This window comes from Desulfovibrio faecalis, from assembly GCF_053570625.1.
This window is the reverse complement of sequence record NZ_JBRBQR010000001.1, coordinates 3,037,295-3,055,019: the sequence shown is the minus strand read 5'-3', so window position 1 is coordinate 3,055,019 and position 17,725 is coordinate 3,037,295. Positions and strand designations below refer to the sequence as shown.

Here is a 17,725-nt window from a genome sequence, read left to right as displayed (position 1 = left end):
ACAGAGGCAGACTATAGGGCAAAGCGCCCCTGCGGGCAAGGTTGCGTACTGCACTACGCAAAACACGGAGATATCAAAAAAGGCCCGCCCTGAGCGGGTATTTGGGGCGGCATCTTGACATGGCGCGGGCAACACGCCAGAGTGACGGAGTTTTTTGAAATGCCGCCGCCGGATGGCCATTCATAGGCTGAAAACCGCGCAGGCCGCAGATATTGCAGAAACCCAGCATGAAGAAGGAGATCGCATGAGCCAGCATTCCGCCCCTTACGGCATTCCTGACAGCAAGGGCTTTTTTGGGGCCTACGGCGGGCAGTTCGTACCCGAGCCTCTCAAGGCCCGTCTGGACGAAGTGGCCGAAGCCATGAAGGCCGCCGAGGCGGATCCGTCCTTCCAGAAAGAGCTGGACTATCTTTGCTCCCACTACACAGGGCGGCCCAATCCGGTATTTCACTGCGCCAACCTGAGCCGTCACCTTGGCGGCGCGCAGATATGGCTCAAGCGTGAAGACCTCAACCATCTGGGCGCGCACAAGATCAACAATACCCTTGGACAGTGCCTGCTGGCAAAACGCATGGGCAAGAAGCGCGTTATCGCAGAAACCGGCGCAGGCCAGCACGGTGTCGCCACAGCGGCCACAGCAGCCCTGATGGGGCTGGAATGCACCATCTGCATGGGTGAAGTGGATATTGAGCGCCAGCACCTCAATGTTATCCGTATGGAGATGCTCGGCTCGCGCGTGGTGGCGGCCAAGAGTGGTCAGCGCACCCTCAAGGAAGCCGTGGACGAAGCCCTGGGCATGTGGATTGAAGATCCGGAAATGTTCTATGTGCTAGGCTCTGCCGTTGGCCCCCATCCATACCCTTATATGGTGCGTGTTTTTCAGTCGGTGGTTGGGCGCGAGGCCCGTGCCCAGATGCTGACCGAAACGGGCCGCCTGCCCGATGCCTGCCTTGGCTGCGTGGGCGGCGGTTCCAACGCCATCGGCCTGTTCGCGGGTTTTCTTGACGATACGGACGTGCGCCTTGTGGGCGTGGAACCCGGCGGTCGCGGCAACAGCTACGGCGAACATGCCGCATCCCTCTGCCTTGGCGAACCCGGTGTCATGCACGGTTTCAATTCCTATATGATCAAGGATCCTGCGGGCGAGGCGGGCGAAGTGTATTCCATTTCCGCCGGGCTTGATTACCCCTCAGTGGGGCCGGAACACGCACTGCTCAAGGATATGGGCCGCGCCGAATACGTCAGCGTGACAGACAAGGAAGCCCTGAACGCATTTTTTGCCCTTTCGCGGCATGAAGGCATCATTCCGGCGCTGGAATCTTCCCACGCGCTGGCCCACGCCATGAAGATGGCCCCCGCCATGCCTGTGGACGGCATTTTGCTGGTGAACCTCTCTGGCCGTGGCGACAAGGACGTGGCCCAGGTTGCCGAAATGATGCAGAAGGGCCTGATTTAGGGCAATTCTTAAAATTGCTCTGGCGGCTGTGTGAGCAGACGCCCGCCAGTTTTGCAGGAGGAGCGCGGGGGAAGGAAGCCTTTTGGCTTTTTCCCCCGCACTTGCTTTTTTTCTTTAACTCCCCATTCTTTTTGTCATGCAGAAGCCCGAATCATCCAGCATTCCCATTACTCCCGGTGTTTACCTGTACAAGGACGCCAAGGGCCGCATTATCTATGTGGGCAAGGCGCGCGTGCTGCGCCGCCGGGTGCTCTCCTATTTTCGGCCAGAGGGGCTGCCCGCCAAAACGCGGGCCATGCTTTCGCATGCCGAAAGCATTGAGTATCTGACCACCACCACGGAAAAAGAGGCCCTGCTGCTGGAAGCCAGTTGCATCAAAAAGCACAGGCCGCACTACAACATCGTGCTGCGCGACGACAAACAGTACGTGCTTTTTCGCATCAATCCCAAGCATCCCTTTCCCCGGCTGGAAATCGTGCGGCAGGCGCGGCGCGATGGCGCGCGTTATTTTGGCCCGTTCACATCCGCTCTGGCGGCGCGTGAAACGTGGAAGCTCATCCACCGCGCCTTTGCCCTGCGGCGCTGCACCGACAAGGCCATGAAAAACCGCGTGCGCCCCTGCCTGTATCATTTTATGGGGCAATGCCCGGCGCCCTGCATGGGCATGGTGACATCGCAGGAATACAACGAAAATGTGCGCAAGGTGACGGATCTGCTTCAGGGGCGTTCCGCCGAGCTGCTTGGCGGGCTACGCGCCGCCATGGAACAGGCCGCCGAAGAACTGGAATTTGAAAGGGCCGCCAGCCTGCGCGACCAGATCCGCGCAGTGGAAAGCACTGTTGAGCGGCAGGCCGCCGTGCTGCCCGGCGGCGGCGACATGGACGTGGTGGGCCTGTTCTCTGCGGACAAGGGTCTGGCGCTGGGGCTTATCTTTGTGCGTAACGGGGCGGTGACGGACGGGCGGGCTTTTTACTGGTCGGGCCTGACCTTTGAAGACGCGCCGGAGCTTTTGTGGTCGTTCATGGGGCAGTATTACAGTCAGGCCACGCCGCCCCCGCGTATCCTGCTGCCCTGGATTCCCGCCGATCAGGAAGAGGAGCCAGCAGAAGAAGGCGACAAGACAATTGACAGTAACGGACAGGCAGGCGAAAGCGGCGCATCAACCCGCGAAACTCTGGAGCAGACTCTTGCAGACCGCCGGGGCGGAGCCGTGCGCATTGTGCCGCCGCAGAATGCGGGCGACAACCAGCTCATAGACCTTGCGCAGGCAAACGCACGGGAGGAAGCCCGCCGTCAGGAACAGAAGACGGATCAGAACATTCTGGAGCGTCTGGCAAAGGCCCTGCACCTGCCCGGCCCGCCCATACGGATTGAATGCGTGGACGTGTCTCACACTGGCGGGCAACAGACCCGCGTGGGTATGGTTGTTTTTGAGGACGGCAAGCCCGAACGCTCGCAGTATCGGGCCTATGCCATGCCCGACAGCGGAGATGACTACGCAACCCTGTACGCCTGGGTGTCGCGTAGAATTGAGAGCGGCCCGCCGTGGCCGGATTTGCTGCTCATAGACGGTGGGCGCGGGCAGCTCGGCTCCGTGCAGCGCGCTCTGCGCGAGGCAGGGCAGGAAGATATGTTTGCCCTCGCGGCCATTGCCAAGGCCAGGGATGAGGAGGGCCATGCCGACCGCCGCGCAGGCAATGTAGCTGACAGAATTTTTGTGCCCAACCGCGCAAATCCGCTGCCCCTGCGCGAGGGCGGCCCGGAACTGCTGTTTTTGCAGAACGTGCGCGACAACACCCACCGCTTTGCCATTGGCCGACACCGCCGGGCGCGGCAAGGTGCTGCTTTGTCTGGCGAGCTGATGCGTCTGCCGGGCATCGGCCCTGCCACGGCGCGCCTGCTCTGGGACAACTTTGGCAGTGTTGAGGCCATGCGGGCCGCAGGGGTGGAGGATTTGTGCAAGATTCCCGGCATCGGCCCTGCCAAGGCCGCTCTGCTGCGCGAAAAGTTACGCGGTCTGGATTGATGGCCGCAGGCACTGACGACTGCTCACAAAAAAAGCCCCGGAAGGGGCTTTTTGCATATATGAGCGCGCTACGGCGAGGGGCGTTATTTGCCCCAGAGCAGCATCAGGGGATGCGCAGGCTGGAGTTCTTCAATGGGGATTTCCACCTTCTGCGCGCCAGCCATGCCAGGGGCCACCTGATAGGGCTGAAAGTTGATGCGTATGCCCGAGGGCGTCAGGGTCAGGCTGGCGAAGTTTTCCGGCACGGGATTAAGACCTGTTCGCAGGTACTGCTCCTGACGCATGCCGCCCAGACGCTGGAAAAGCTCCCTGCGCGACCATGCGGACATGATGGCAAGGGCCGCGTCCGGGTCTTCAAAAATATCCACCAGTCCAAGGCGTTGGCCTGTCAGCAGGCTGTAGTTCAGGGTCATGATGTCCAGATTGCCCTGTGCGCCGCCCGTGTAGGTCCAGACTTCAAAGGTGATGCTCAGCGCCTTGTCCGAAGGATGGCTTAGAGAATAGGAACACCACAGTTCAGGAACCGGGCGGTTTTCATCCGGGTACAGACCGGGAGAATTGAAGGTTTCTTCAAAGGCGTCGGCTATGCCCGTGGCCCATTCGCGGATATTGGCGTCAACAGAGCGGATGCCGACCGAGGGATAGCTGAGATTGATATCCGGCTTGTCTTCCCGGTTGGTGCGCACGATCTGGTGTTCAATGATGCCAGGGCGGCGCGAACCGGAAATGATGGCTGCCGCAGTCTTTTCATCCGCTTTTTCCACAGCTTTCAGCGCTGGTGCGGCATCTGTCGCGGCAGGGCTGTCTTTGTCCGCATTGGCCACTGGCTGGGGGATCTGGCCCGCACCCGCATTGGGGTCTGCAGCGGCCAGCGAAGTGGCAGGCGTGTTCGCGGAATCCTTGCGGGCCGGTATTATTTTAATGCCCTGAGCCGGAGTTTCAGCTTTTAGTGATCCCGTTGCCTGCACTTCGGGCAGGCGGGCGGCAAGGGCGGCTTGCGCGCATGCCAGCAGCGGCAAAAGCAGAAGCAGAAAAAAGACTAGGCGGGGCATATTCATCCATTGTAGCGGTCAGAAAAGTCTGACCGACGGGGTTTCGCGGCAAAGCCCGCATGTGCTGGCACAGGAACACATGCGGGCGGTAAATACAATAGCTTTAAACCTTGAATCCTTCACGCAGGCGCAGAAGGCCGCGCCAGTTTCTGAGCAGCAGCACTGCCGCCAGCACCAGATACACCTGCGCAAAGAAATAGTGCAGGCGTAAAGGATCGTGCGCAAGCCCCAGCAGGGCTTCAACCTGGGTGTCGTAGAGAGGCGAGAGCAACTGGGCTGCAAACAGAATGAACAGCCACAGGGCCTCGCGTACATGCAGGCGCAGATCCACCAGCAGGGCCACGGCAAAAAGGGACTGCCCGGCGGTCAGTAGTATTTCCTGAAACTGGTGAGTGTCAAGGTTTATGGAAGGTGAAAGCGAGCCGGATGACGCGGCGTAGACGCCGGGGATCATGCCCACAAGCAGGGTCCACTGGTTCAGTTTGGACGAAAGCAGGCTGCCCAGAGCCAGTGAAGCATTGCCCCGCGCGGCAAACATGAGGGCAATGATGAACTCGGGAGATTCAGAGGCAAGAGGCGCAAGCCATTGCACCAGCAAAAATTCGTTGATGCCCAGCAGTTTTCCGCTGGCAACCAGACTTTCGCTGAAGGGCTCGGCATTGCACAAAATGACCAGCGCCGAAAAAAGGAAAATAAGGATAACGCTGCGCAGGCGCACCTTTTTGGCAAAATGGGCCAGCAGGGCTGCGGGGCCTTCGGGTTCTTCCTCTTCCACGGGTCTGCGGGCGATAATGCAGATGTACCAGATATAGATACCCAGCAGCACTGCGCCGTCAACCCAGGTCAGCGAACCCTTGAGCGGAATAAACAGGGCGTAAATGGTTGCCAGGCCGAGAAAGAGTACGTCCGTGCGTTTGTCGTCCGGCAGGGACACCCCCGAATGGAACCGTCTGGCAAAAACAAGTACAATGGCCGACCAGCCTACGCCGATGAGCAGCCTGTTGGCCCCGGTCATGTTGGCAATGGCGTAGTGGGAGTACGCGCTTTCGGGGTGCTGGCCTGCCATCCAGGTAAAGTACATGTCCACGGCATATTCGGGCAGCACGGCGATAAAGGCCACCACAGCCACGGCTACAGCCTGCGGAATGTCCATCTGGGCCACTTCGCACGCCCAGGTGAGCAGAAAGGATGCGCCCAGAATGGCCATGCCCGAGAGCAGGGCCACCAGAAGCGGCGAAACGTCAGGGTGCAGAAAACGTAGCCCAATGCCTGGCAGGGTCATGCCCACGGCAATGATGTAGGGGCGCAGTGCGCGAATGGTCATGCTGTTCTCCTTAAAAAATAAAAAAGACCTTGGCGATGTAACGCCAAGGTCTCACTAATCGGCTGTACCGACGGCGACACCAGGCCTGAGGCCATGCTGTTGATGTCGCCCGGGTTTCAAGAACCCAGTTACTCCCCTTGAACTGCCAAAATAGACGTTGTTCACGGTGCTGTCAACAATTCCACCGGGCGCTCAGCGGCATGCAGCGCTGCATAGTCAGGGACACAGGCTTTGCTGTCCGAACCATGCGCCGCATTGTTGCAAGGGGGCAGGCGGCACTTGCCAGTATGGGTGCCTGCGGCTAAAGTGACGATGAATTATGTGCCGGCGTAGTCGGCCAGCCTAGGAGCTCTTTGTGAATATTACTTGCCCGCGTTGCGGCTTCAGCCGCGAATTGCCCGCCGATCGTCTGCCCTCCAAGGCAGTTATAGCTACATGCCCGCACTGCGCCTGCCGGTTCCGTCTGGTTCCCGGCGTTGGCGTCATGGATGTGCTGTCCGAACCGGAACACCCCATTGAAAATCCTGCACACAACGGTGATTCCCAAGTCGCCGCTGCGCGGCCTGAAAAGTTGGGTGCGGAACCGCATGGGCGGGGAGCCTGGCAGTCGGGCGATGATGATCCATTGCCCCCTGGGGCCATTGTTCCCGGTCATTCCGTGCAGAAACCTTCCTATTCGGATGACGAGCGGGACGCGAACCGTGAACCCGCGCAAAAGCCGCAGTCTGGCAGAAAATTCCCCCAGGCGGATGCTGGAGAAGAAAAGCATATAGGTAATCTGTGGGGGCTGCTGGGCGGCAAAAATATTTTTGGCCAGCGCGATGACAAAAGCAGTGAAAAGCGTGCTGGCGAAAGGGATGACGACAATCAGCAGAAACGTAATTCGCAGCGCGGACTTTTTGGCCCTGCTGACGATGATGCTGATGAAAGCCGTAACGCCAGCGCGGCCTATGCGCGTGAGTCTGCGCGTTTTGAAAACGACCACGACGCCAGTCAGGACGATGCTCAGCACGGCCCGGCCAATCCCTGGGATGCCGCGCCTGAACCTGATGGCTGGATACCCGCCTTTTATCACACCTGCATGCGGGTCATGTTTGGCGCACACAACTTTTTTGCCCATATGCGGGCTGAATCCTCGCAGGTGCGGCCGCTGGTGTTCTATCTGATCATCAGCGTGATTCAGGTTGTTATTGAAAGGGTCTGGTCGGGCATCTTTCTTTCGCTCATGGCACCCAGCGCCGCCTCTGACCCCGAGCTGGAAAAAATGCTCATCCTGCTTTCGCCCCAGCTCAGCCTGCCCATGACCATCCTGATCAAAACAGGCGTTTCTGTGGTGCAGCTCTATGTGCTGACGGCGCTGATGCATTTTACCTATGGCTTTATAACTGGCAAAAGGCCCGAATTCTCGCTGGTGTTTCAGGTGGCGGCCTATGCGGCGGCCCCCTCTTTGCTGTGCGTGGTGCCTTTGCTGGGTTCCATTGTTGGCTTTATCTGGATGGTTGCCTGCGTCCTTGTGGGTTGCCGCACGGTTCTTAATCTTACGTGGCCGCAGACCTTCATGGGTTTTGCCCCTGTTGTGCTGCTGCTCGCGCCGCTGTTGTTGCAGGTGATGAAGGCTGCCCAATTCTGAGGATTGCCATGGCCCGCTTTTGGCGAAAAATTGCGCTATTCTGGCATGAATTTCGCAATGGTCGTAAATATGGCGCAAGCATCAGGCCAGACACCATTCGCGCCAAGGCCGAAGACCTTGGGCATCTGGCGGAACTGGCCGGAAGAAGTATTGCGCTGACGGAAGCGGAATCGCTCCATCTGGCCCAGTTGGAGCGGGAAATGCGCAGCCTTGTGCAGATGACCCGCCAGACCTCGTTTTGCACCATCCCGGCAGAAAAACGCCGCGATCTGCACGACAGCCTGGCGCAGGCCAGGGAAAAGCTGCTCGATTCCATGCAAAACGCATGTCTGGCCTCGGAGAAAACGCAATGAACCATCTGTATACTCGGTTTTGCGGCTTGGGCGGCGCGGTGTCGCGCCAGCGCGGGCCACTTGCGCTGGTCGCAGCTACAGTTCTGGCAACGCTTTTGTTTACGCTTCTGGGCGGCTGCTCTTCGCCGCCGGACGACAGCCGCAGGTCTGTGAGCGTCACCGGCGACTTTGGCACGCCTTTTCAGTTGCAGATAAACAACTTTGTGCGGCGTCAGCCTCCTGCCATTTACGTGGCTCCGCAGATGGTTCTGGGGCGGCGACCCCGCGCCCTGTTCGTGCCTTTGCGTGCCACGCAGCAGATAGCCAATGCCGTGAGCTTCAGCGAGATGCTTTCACGGCAGATATGGCAGGTCTGGCTTTCGCTCAATGCCTTTCAGGCCCTTGAGTATGCGCCGCAGGGCGCGCCGTATGAACCCTCCCGCGCCATAGCTCTGGCCCGCCAGCGCGGTGCGGAAATGGTGGTCGGGGGGTACATCAATCACTACATGGACGGCGGCAGCACCGGCTCAAGCTCGCTTTCGTTGGCTATGGAAGTGTACGACGCGCGCTCCGGCACCTTGCTCTGGTCCATGGCGCAGGGTGGCCTGATGGAAGCCCGACAGGTGCACGATTTTTATCTTTTCTCCATCAGGGAGCGCAATCCCGGCGACCCCTCGGGCTTTATCGCCCGCTCGCTGGCGTGGGATATGGGCCGCGAGGTTCTGGCCTGGGTTGATCCTTCGTCCAAGGAAAAGTCGTTCTGGGATACGGTGTTTGGCACAAAGGCCTTTTAGGTGTAGAGTAATCCGTTGCCGTTTCTCACATGGCGCATGGTTGTACTTTTTTGAACTTTCTGTGGGGTGGGCAACTGTAGTTTCAGGTTTACCTTGTGGGCTGGTTTGTCGTACAAAGGCGGATACTGTCTGAAATATTGGAAGGATAAGCTTTGAGTCGCGGCTTTGACATTCTGGCTTTTGATCTTTTCGGCAAGGCTGTTTTGTCGCCGCCGATAAGCTTATAGCCCGTCATGCGGGTTTTGCCATCAAACAGGAGCGGGGTAGTGATGCCCCGCTCCTAACTTTTTGAGTGGTAAGGAAAAAGCTCTGTTTGACGAAGCCATTGTCACAGGGTAAGTAATAAGAAATACTAGGGCTGTTCACTCCGTCACAAGCAGGTTGCGCGCTGCTTCACCGCGCCGCATCCGTCTTGGGTTCGGCCTTTTGCCAGCAAAAGGCCGTGCAAATATGTGGGAACAGTTCCTTGCCGATCATTCCCCCAATGGATTTGGCTGAATGGGAAGCGGCAGAAAGGAGATCCGCCGTGTGCGCGAAGATGCAAGGTCTTTATTTTGACAAGCAGGACAGGGACATCCTGGCTCTGGTCAACCGTATTCTGGAATCCGACGGCAAACAGTCGGACACATTTCTTTTTGATCCCAGCCTGCATCCGCACGGCATCAAGGAACTGGTGGCCTCGCCTGTGTCGCGTATGGCGTATGCCGTCATAAACCTGCTGCGCAACCTTCAGGCGGGCCGTACACAGGCTCGCGACCGTCTGCTTGCCCTCAAGACCCTGTATGACGAAGTGCTCAACAGTGCCCACTCGGCCCTGCGGCGCAATACTGCGCGCGCCCTCATGCAGATCATGAAGAGCATGGTGCGCGCCCACGGCAACCAGCTTGAGCAGCTCAAGCTGGCGCACGACTTTCGCCGCACCGTGCAGGGTACGCCGCGCGTGGTGCGCCGCATGCTTGCGCGCTATCACCTGCCTGAAATGCCCGAAAGCTGGAATCAGCTTGCCTTTGACGACCATGTGTATGACGCCAACACCAAGGGGCGCAAAACCCCCACCCATCTGATCATGGACGCGTGGATCAAAGGGATGCGTTCCCTTACCGTGGCCTATGAATACTGGGTGCAGCCCGAGGCAGCGCGTGAAATTCTGCGTGCAGCGGAAATCACCGGTATCGGCGTGCGTATCGGCCTGGAATTTCATCTGCCTTTTTACGGGCGATTCATCAGCCTGTTCTGGATTCCCCGTGGCTTCAGCTCCAACGAGGATTTTCTGGAGTTTTTGCACAGCCCCAAGGTTGCCGAACTTATGAAGCGGGGCCGCGAGGTGCTGCGCTGGCGGCGTGAACGCGTGCTCGAAAGCCTTGCACTCTGGAACGAAATTCAGCGTCCACAGCTTGAAGCCCAGTGGGGAGTAACTGTGCCGGAACTGACCGGCGAGGGGTTTTCGCGGCATGTGGGCCGGGGGCAGGCCTCTGGCCTGCATCTTGCCGAGGCGCTGCATGCGCATGTGCAGCCATCGTTGCGTGAACGCGCAGCCCTGCTGCGCGAGAGCGATAGCGAGGAGGCCAGGGCCGAACTGGTTTTTCTGGATAACCTGAGCGCTGAATACATCGCCGACCACTGGCTTTCCCCCCTGGAACACCCGGAAATGCCCGACCTCAACAAACCCTGCGCGCACGGCGACCTGCCGCCGCTCATGCAGCTTTCTGTGGGTGATATTACCCGCGAACTTTCCGAACTGAACCCCGGCTACCGCCTTGTGCTGACCACCAAGGGGCTGAGCGTGGAAGACGTGGCGGAACTTTTGTGGGACAGCCGGGGCAGCATCAGCCATCTGGAAATTTTCAACATGCGCGGCTGGATGGAAGGCAAACACTCCTGCCTCAAGGCTATCAGCGAGTTGCAGCAAGCTCTCAATGAAGGGCTTGGCCCGCGTGTGAAGCAGATGATCCGCACGATGGTACGCCGCATGAGCACCCAGGACGAGGAGCGCGCGGCAAAGTTCCGCCATATTCTGCACAACGTGCCGAAATTGTGGGAGCACTATCGCAACAAGCCCCTTGGTTCACGCCTTGGCACAAGCTCGGTAAGCCGTGATTCTTATGGCATGGGTTTTGTGCTGCGCGAGACCCTGCCCGCCCGCAGCCGCAAATTTTACGCAAGGGATCAAAAGCAGCCGGATATTCCCGTGTGTTCGCCGGTTGAAGAATGCGTGCGTTACAGCAAACCCCGCAATCCTTCGCCCTGGCAAAAGGCCTTGCGCCTGTTGCGCCATCTGCCCGGCTGCCGCCATCTGGGTATGGAACGCCAGTCTGTCTGGAAGACCGCCAGCGTGGACTTTCGCATCTGCACCAAGGGCAACGTGCTCAACCTTGGCGGCTTGAGCCTTGCCTGCGGCAACGGCCTGCTGGGCAAAACCTGCGAAAAGGGCAGCAGCGAATCTCTGGGGCCAGCATATTTCAACAGCTTTGTGAGCAACTGCCTCAAGGTGCTCATGGGCTTCTGCCCGGCGTTTTTCTCCTTTATGTACACGCAGAACTGGTGGTTCCTCGCCTGGTGCGGCACCTTTATCTGGTTTGGCATCACCGGGTTCCGTAACGTGGTGCAAATGGTCATGGCCGCCAAGGGGGCGACGCGCTCCACGCTCATTCACTGGAAAGATCAGGTCAACGTGAGCCGCTTGTGCGATTCCCTCATGTTCACGGGTTTTTCGGTGCTACTGCTCGAAATGCTGGTGCGTGTGCTGCTGCTCGATAAAACACTTGGCATCACAGCGGCCCAGAATCCCTGGGTGGTGTTTGGCGTGCTCAGCCTCGTTAACGGCATTTATTTGTGCGCGCACAATGTGTTTCGCGGTTTTCCCAAAGAAACATCCATCGGCAATCTGTTCCGTAGCCTTCTGGCCATCCCCGTGTCGTCGCTGTACAACTGGGTGCTGTATCAGGTGGCCTTTCTGCTTGGGGTGGATAATCCGGCCATGTATCTTGTGCCGAGCGCTGCGGTTATTTCCAAGATGGCCTCGGATTCGGTTGCCGCTCTCATTGAAGGTTATGCGGACAGCCAGGTAAACCTGCGCATGCGCAGATGGGATTATCGCAGCAAGCTTGCCAATGTTTTTGACTGCTACACGCGGCTGGAATTGCTGTTTCCTGACGAAGACGCACTGATCAAGCTTGCGAAACCCGGCGGCCTGCAGGGCAGCGGCGGGGTGATGGGCAAGGAGCTTGAACGGGCTTTCATCATTAACGCCCTTGACCTCATGTATATATGGTTCTACCAGCCACGTGCGCAGGATGCATTCCGGCAGATTGCCAGAACCATGCCTGAGGCTGACCGCAATGTGCTTGCACGGGCGCAGCTTGTGCTGACGCGTGAGCGCGAGGTCAGCCAGATGCTGGTGGACGGATTGCTTGGACGTAATTTCTCCCGGCCACTGGCTTTTTACCTCGATAAGCGGAAAGAATATCTGAGGCGGTTAAGCCGCCTGTGCCGTCCGGGAAAGATGCGGGAGCCGGTAACCTTCTGAAACCGATCGCCGCCGATACCGGAAGGCCAGAGTAGGCAAAGGATAGCAAGGGAACAGGTATTGCCTGCTACGCGGGCATCATCTGAATAAAATCATACAGCGGGCGCGGCTTTTGCCTTTGCGCCGGGCACAGGGCGCTCCTGCCTGACAGGCAGCGCCAGTACACACCGGAAGTATGGGAACGACGCGGTTCCCGTCTTCAAACCACCGTTGCAGGTACGCTTGCTCCGGTGGTTTTTTGTTGTTGCGGCAAAAGTACAAGGTAAAACTGTTAGTGATCTGTTTTTTCACGTTTTTATTTTAAGCGAGTGCATTGTGTGGTCAATCAATCAAAGATGTGCTTGTGCAAAAAATAATTTTTTACTCTAGTGTTGCGTCCACGAAATTGATCCATATCAAGCGGTCAACGGTTTTCCCGTGTAGGTCCACTTGAATGGTTTGGCCCAGAGCTGGTTGTAGCTCTTGATGTAGTCCATGATCTGATCAACCAGTTCCTGTTTTGACTTCCAAATTCCGCCTCGAATCACGTCTCGGCTGAATATATTGAACCAGATTTCTATCTGATTCAGCCAGGAAGAATATGTTGGCGTAAAATGCAGCGTGATCCGCCTCTTGCCTGCCACCCAGTCTTTGATTTTCTGGTGCTTATGGACAGCCAAGTTGTCTACGATCACGTGCAGATGTCTGCCAGGATTCTTTCGATATAACTGCTTCAAAAACAAAAGAAATTCTTCATGGGTTGCGCTGTCAACACAGCGACCTGAGACGGCACCACTGTGGACAGCCAAGGCCGCCAACAGGCAGGTGGTGCCGTTTCTTTTGTACGTTGCCGTTAGCCTTCGGCTTGCGCCGGGCTTCATGGGTAACAAGGGCTGCGTCCTGTCCAGAGCCTGTATCTGAGATTTTTCGTCAACCGACAGAACCAGCGCGTTTTCCGGCGGATTCATGTAAAGCCCGACAATTGCCGCCTGCTTTTCTTCAAACTCGGGATCAGGACTTTTTCCACACCAATAGGCGGTCTTGTGCGGCTTGATGACAGCCTCAGACAAGATTTTCTGCACTGTGGACTTCCCGTGTCCCGTCACCTCCGCCAATTTGCGCACACTCCAACGAGTGCTCCCATCAGGCGGAGTGGTGCACGCCAGCGCAACTACGCTCACTCGCTCATCTGCTGAAATTTCTTGAGGTCTTCCACGGCCTTGCTTGTCTTTGAGCCCATCAAGGCCTTGCTCCAAGAAGCGTTTGCGCCATTTCAAGCAGCTTTGCCAGTTCAGTCCGGTTTTTTCAGCAATATTATGCAGGCTCAAACCTTCTGAGGCCAGCAAAATCACCTTCGCCCGCAAGGCAAGTCGTTGCTCTGTTTTTCCTGAACCAACCCACATCGTCAGCGTACTTGCTTGCTCCTGATTCAAATCGACCCGGACTCGTGCAGCCATAAACACCTCCTTGGATGGGAGGCATTATTATCTATTTATTTGAAGGACGCAACACTAGTTGCTTGTGCAAAAAGGAACATTTAAATGTGAAACTAAAAGGAAAAAAAGAACTAACTAAATGCTGTGTTATGCTTGCATTGGTTTTTTATATGGTATATTTTTTCCCACAGGAGTCTTTCATACATACGACAGAGCATTTCACACTGATATCGTTCTGTATAACAAAAGGAGTTACGAATGAGTACGGATCTTAAGAGCATGCATATGGGTCAGATCACCTCGTTCTTTATCCCCAACGTCACCCTGGTGGGCGAGGGATGTTCCAAAGAGATTCCTGCTCGATTGAAGAGCATCAATGGTGCGAAGCCGCTGGTTGTAACTGACCAGGGTATCGTCAATGCCGGTATCCTTAAAGTGATCACCGACATCCTTGATGCCGCCAAGATGAAGTATGCCATATACGATAAGACCATCCCGAACCCCACGGATAAAAACGTTGCAGAAGCTTTTGACCTGTACAAAAAGGAAAAGTGCGACAGCATCGTTACCCTTGGCGGCGGCAGCTCGCATGACTGCGGCAAGGGTGTAGGCTTTTTGGCTGGCAACGGTGGCAAGATTCATGACTATGAAGGCGTGGACAAGTCCAAAAAGCCCTTCCCCCCGTATGTTGCTGTTAATACCACCGCTGGCACCGCCTCTGAAATGACGCGTTTCTGCATTATCACCGACACCTCGCGCAAGGTGAAAATGGCCATTGTTGACTGGCGCTGTACCCCCAGCGTGGCCATTGACGATCCCGTCCTGATGATGGGCATGCCCCCGGCCCTGACCGCAGCCACCGGCATGGACGCCCTGACCCACGCCGTGGAAGCCTACGTTTCCACTGCCGCCACGCCCATGACCGATGCCTGCGCTGAAAAGGCCATGGAATACATCAACCGGTACCTGCGCCGCGCCGTTGCCAACGGCCGGGACAAGGAAGCCCGCGAAGGCATGTGCTATGCCCAGTATCTGGCTGGTATGGCCTTCAACAATGCCAGCCTCGGCCACGTGCACGCCATGGCTCACCAGCTTGGCGGCTTCTATGACCTGCCCCACGGCGAATGCAACGCCATTCTGCTGCCCCATGTGTGCGAATACAACCGCATCTCCAGCCGTCGCCGCTTTGGCCGCATTGCCCAGCTTCTGGGCGAACTCACCCAGGGCATCAGCGCAGACGAAGCCTCTCGCAAAGCCATCACCGCCATCAACATCCTGTCCAAGGACGTGGGCATCCCTGATGGCCTGATCGCCCTTGGCAAGAAATACGGCAAGGAAGTACGCGAAGCCGATATCCCCACAATGACCGCCAACGCCCAGAAGGACGCCTGCGGCCTTACCAACCCCCGCTCCATGACGGATGCGGCTGTGGCGGCTATCTACAAGGCGGCCCTGTAATACAGTGTCCTCCAGAATGTAGGCCGTTTGCCTGATCCCCCATTGCGGGGCAGGCCTTTGGCAGACATCGCGGTATGAAAAACGGCGCGGACTTTCCGCGCCGTTTTTCTTGCTCTTTGCGTTGTGCTCTATGCCAAGCCTCACGGCGCATTTTTGTTCCGCGTATCTGGCGGGGCATGAAATGAAAAACTGCGTGGCTTTGCCCCATAACAAAAAAGCGGCATGGAACCCATGCCGCTTTTTGCGTGTTAAGGCAGCCCATGCCCGAGGGGCAGCGGCTCAGGGACGGATGACTTTGTCTGCCAGGTCAAGGCTGGTGACAATATCAAGCATGTTTGAGGTGTCGCCCACTTGCTTGGCTTCCAGCAGACCAAAGTGCGCAAGGCAGGTGCCGCACACAAGCACAGAAACGCCATCGGCTGCCATTTTTTTCAGGGCATCCAACGCAGGGCCAGGCTGGGATGCAAGTTTAACGCCGCCGTTGATCAGTACAATACGCCACAGGCGAGGCCCGAGCTCCGGCAAGGTTGCCACAAAATTGCCCATGAGTTTGGCGCCCAGCCCGTCATCGCCACGGCCAATGGTCTCAGTGGTGATGAGCACCAGCGTCCGGTTGGTTTCACCCAGAGGGCGTGATGCTTCTTCGGCCTGCTGCGGAGCGGATGCCGCAGATTCACCAGCACTCGCCGTGATGCGCCAGCAGTCGGGGCCATCCTGGCTGGCAGCAACAGTAAAGCCGCGACCTTCCAGAAAGCGCCGCACGTTTTCTCGGGCAGGCTCGTTGTCCACCAGTACTTCCAGGGCATTTGCTCCTGCTGCCAGGGCATCGCGGGTGCGCATGACGGGCTGGGGGCAGGCCAGCCCTCTGCAATCAAATAGTTCCATGAATATCCTCCTGATCATGATATCTGCGATTTACAACTATTAGGGGTAAGGGTAGTTAGAAAAAAGCCGATAAGCAAGACAAACTAAGGTAGGCATATATGGGCATTGCGCTTCAGGTAGTAATCATTGCCGCTTTGGGCGGTTTGGCCGCTTTGGGTGGTATACAGGGTATGAGCTGGTTGGTGGTCGGCATTATTTTTGTCTGCGCCGGTGCAAACATCTGGCTCTGGCTGAGCGGGCGTTCCCGCGCTGCCCGTCTGGCGCAGTATCTGGACGCTCAGGCAGCAGCACCATCTGCTGATGGCGATGTGGAACAGCGGGCCATGCAGTGCATTGAAAGCCTGCGTGAAACGCTGAAAACCAAGGCGGACACTCAGGTTGTGGAATCCTTGCAGGCGCAGAACAGCGAACTCGCCAAGCAGCTCAAGGAATCTGAGGAACTTGTCGTAACCTTGCGCGGGCGGCGCGAAAAGGGCGTTATCGCCCTGCACAAGGCCCACTCGGTGTGCACCAGACTTTCTGGCGACATGCGCAAGCTTGCCAGCCTCATTACGGACGTGAACGGCGGCGTTGCCGTGCAGCGTGACAGGCTGGAGGAAACAGGCGCGGCAATGGAGCGCGTGGCCGATTCTGCCAGTCAGGCCTCCCTGCGTGTGCGTGAACTTTCCGAGAGCGCCCAGAATTCAAGCGCCAGCGCAGCCACGGGCGAGCAGGAAGTGGAAGGCGCTGTTGGCTCCATTGACAGTGTGCGTGACACCATCGTGCAACTCAAGGAAGCCATGGCTGGTCTGGGCGAAAAAGCCAGCAATATCGGTCAGGTCATGAGCGTCATCAACGAAGTGGCGGATCAGACCAATCTGCTGGCCCTCAACGCCGCCATTGAAGCGGCGCGCGCTGGCGAGGCCGGGCGCGGATTTGCCGTGGTGGCCGACGAGGTGCGCAAGCTGGCTGAAAAAACCATGGGTGCCACCAAGGAAGTCGAGGAGGCCGTAAAGGCCATTCAGGATGAAACACGGCGTAATGTGCAGACTGTGGACAAGGCCGCGCAACTGAGCGTGGACGCGGCAGACAAGGCCACCAATGCCGGTGATGTGATGCGTACTATTCTGCAAAGCATGGCGGATACCGCCGGGCACCTTGCCAGCATCGCTGCCGGTGCCGCCGAGCAGTCCGAGCAGAGCGCCGGAACCAGCGGAGCGCTGGAAGAAGTCCGAGATGTGGCAGAGAGCACCTCCAAAAACATGGAGATGTTTACTGCCTCGCTGCTGACGTTCCAGAGCGGCATGGAAGAGCTGGATATGATCGTCAATGCGCTTGTTGCAGGCGACTTTGATCAGGCCCTCTCCGACAAGTTCGTGGAGTGGACGCCCAAGCTTGAACTGCATGTGCCCCTGGTGGACAGAGAACACAAGCTGCTGGTGGAATACATCAACGAACTGCATCAGGCCATGACGCATAACAAGCCTGTGTCTGAAATGATCACGGTGCTCAAAAAGCTGCGCGATTACACGGCCACCCACTTTGGCGATGAAGAAAGGCTGTTCAATGTTCCCGCCTACAAGGCCGCAGCGGAGCATATGAAGATTCATAAAAAGTTTGTCGCCAAGCTGGATGAGGTGGAAGAGCAGTTGCGCATGGGCACCGCCACTGTGAGCATGGATCTGCTGACCTTCCTCAAGGATTGGCTGGTACAGCACATCATGGGCACAGACCCCACCTATTTGCCCTACCTCAAGCCTGAGGACAAGGAACCCGCTAAGCGGTAGTCATAAAATCAAAGATTTTTTATGCAAGCAAAGAAGCCCCGAAAGGGGCTTTTTGCTTGCG

At 57.5% G+C, this 17,725-nt stretch carries 12 protein-coding genes; 8 read left to right on the top strand and 4 right to left on the bottom strand.

Features of this window, described 5'->3' with window-relative positions; all coding sequences use genetic code 11:
- Window positions 1-244 precede the first annotated feature (244 nt).
- Together trpB and uvrC are read left to right on the top strand one after the other, a co-directional pair.
- On the top strand, window positions 245-1,456 hold the full coding sequence (gene trpB, locus ACUZ79_RS13525; RefSeq protein ID WP_449251909.1) for a tryptophan synthase subunit beta: 1,212 nt from the start codon (window positions 245-247) through the stop codon (window positions 1,454-1,456).
- A gap of 136 nt (window positions 1,457-1,592) precedes the next feature.
- Window positions 1,593-3,482 (top strand): excinuclease ABC subunit UvrC, encoded by a 1,890-nt coding sequence (gene uvrC / locus ACUZ79_RS13520; protein ID WP_449251908.1) that lies wholly within the window; start codon window positions 1,593-1,595, stop codon window positions 3,480-3,482.
- Between the two features lie 83 nt (window positions 3,483-3,565).
- Here uvrC and ACUZ79_RS13515 read toward each other — a convergent pair whose 3' ends face one another.
- Window positions 3,566-4,534 carry an RsiV family protein gene (locus ACUZ79_RS13515; RefSeq protein ID WP_449251907.1) on the bottom strand — a complete coding sequence of 323 codons (969 nt, stop codon included), beginning with the start codon at window positions 4,532-4,534 and terminating at the stop codon, window positions 3,566-3,568.
- Between the two features lie 103 nt (window positions 4,535-4,637).
- On the bottom strand, window positions 4,638-5,858 hold the full coding sequence (locus ACUZ79_RS13510) for a sodium:calcium antiporter (RefSeq protein ID WP_240824912.1): 1,221 nt from the start codon (window positions 5,856-5,858) through the stop codon (window positions 4,638-4,640).
- A 355-nt stretch (window positions 5,859-6,213) separates the two neighbouring features.
- Here ACUZ79_RS13510 and ACUZ79_RS13505 point away from each other — a divergent pair, with 355 nt between their 5' ends.
- From ACUZ79_RS13505 to ACUZ79_RS13490, 4 genes are all read left to right on the top strand, one after another.
- Window positions 6,214-7,488: a YIP1 family protein gene (locus tag ACUZ79_RS13505; RefSeq protein ID WP_449251906.1), complete on the top strand. Its 1,275-nt coding sequence runs from the start codon at window positions 6,214-6,216 to the stop codon at window positions 7,486-7,488.
- An 8-nt stretch (window positions 7,489-7,496) separates the two neighbouring features.
- Complete coding sequence (locus tag ACUZ79_RS13500) at window positions 7,497-7,841, top strand: hypothetical protein (protein WP_449251905.1); 345 nt, start codon at window positions 7,497-7,499, stop codon at window positions 7,839-7,841.
- Window positions 7,838-8,614, top strand: coding sequence for a hypothetical protein (locus ACUZ79_RS13495; RefSeq protein ID WP_449251904.1), 777 nt, complete (start codon window positions 7,838-7,840; stop codon window positions 8,612-8,614). Before ACUZ79_RS13500 ends, ACUZ79_RS13495 begins: the two co-directional genes overlap by 4 nt.
- 526 nt (window positions 8,615-9,140) lie before the next feature.
- Window positions 9,141-12,140, top strand: a complete 3,000-nt coding sequence (locus ACUZ79_RS13490) for a hypothetical protein (RefSeq protein WP_449251903.1) — start codon at window positions 9,141-9,143, stop codon at window positions 12,138-12,140.
- Window positions 12,141-12,535: 395 nt separating this feature from the next.
- On the opposite strand, the gene ACUZ79_RS13485 is transcribed toward ACUZ79_RS13490, so the two are convergent.
- Window positions 12,536-13,576, bottom strand: coding sequence for an IS630 family transposase (locus ACUZ79_RS13485; protein WP_209817615.1), 1,041 nt, complete (start codon window positions 13,574-13,576; stop codon window positions 12,536-12,538).
- 237 nt (window positions 13,577-13,813) lie between these two features.
- Here ACUZ79_RS13485 and ACUZ79_RS13480 point away from each other — a divergent pair, with 237 nt between their 5' ends.
- Window positions 13,814-15,013 (top strand): iron-containing alcohol dehydrogenase, encoded by a 1,200-nt coding sequence (locus ACUZ79_RS13480; RefSeq protein ID WP_192113392.1) that lies wholly within the window; start codon window positions 13,814-13,816, stop codon window positions 15,011-15,013.
- Between the two features lie 279 nt (window positions 15,014-15,292).
- Here the strand turns inward: ACUZ79_RS13480 and yedF are convergent, their stop codons facing one another.
- Window positions 15,293-15,898, bottom strand: a complete 606-nt coding sequence (yedF, locus tag ACUZ79_RS13475; RefSeq protein ID WP_449251902.1) for a sulfurtransferase-like selenium metabolism protein YedF — start codon at window positions 15,896-15,898, stop codon at window positions 15,293-15,295.
- Window positions 15,899-15,996: 98 nt separating this feature from the next.
- On the opposite strand from yedF, the gene ACUZ79_RS13470 reads away from it, so the two are divergent.
- A complete protein-coding gene (locus ACUZ79_RS13470; RefSeq protein ID WP_449251901.1) occupies window positions 15,997-17,664 on the top strand; it encodes a bacteriohemerythrin in 1,668 nt (555 codons plus the stop codon).
- The last annotated feature ends 61 nt before the right edge of the window (window positions 17,665-17,725 follow it).

Coding starts and splice junctions, on each gene's coding strand:
- yedF (WP_449251902.1), bottom strand. CDS start 15,898: ATGGAACTATTTGATTGCAGAGGGCTGGCCTGCCCCCAGCCCGTCATG.
- ACUZ79_RS13480 (WP_192113392.1), top strand. CDS start 13,814: ATGAGTACGGATCTTAAGAGCATGCATATGGGTCAGATCACCTCGTTC.
- ACUZ79_RS13495 (WP_449251904.1), top strand. CDS start 7,838: ATGAACCATCTGTATACTCGGTTTTGCGGCTTGGGCGGCGCGGTGTCG.
- ACUZ79_RS13500 (WP_449251905.1), top strand. CDS start 7,497: ATGGCCCGCTTTTGGCGAAAAATTGCGCTATTCTGGCATGAATTTCGC.
- ACUZ79_RS13515 (WP_449251907.1), bottom strand. CDS start 4,534: ATGCCCCGCCTAGTCTTTTTTCTGCTTCTGCTTTTGCCGCTGCTGGCA.
- ACUZ79_RS13485 (WP_209817615.1), bottom strand. CDS start 13,576: ATGGCTGCACGAGTCCGGGTCGATTTGAATCAGGAGCAAGCAAGTACG.
- uvrC (WP_449251908.1), top strand. CDS start 1,593: ATGCAGAAGCCCGAATCATCCAGCATTCCCATTACTCCCGGTGTTTAC.
- ACUZ79_RS13470 (WP_449251901.1), top strand. CDS start 15,997: ATGGGCATTGCGCTTCAGGTAGTAATCATTGCCGCTTTGGGCGGTTTG.
- trpB (WP_449251909.1), top strand. CDS start 245: ATGAGCCAGCATTCCGCCCCTTACGGCATTCCTGACAGCAAGGGCTTT.
- ACUZ79_RS13510 (WP_240824912.1), bottom strand. CDS start 5,858: ATGACCATTCGCGCACTGCGCCCCTACATCATTGCCGTGGGCATGACC.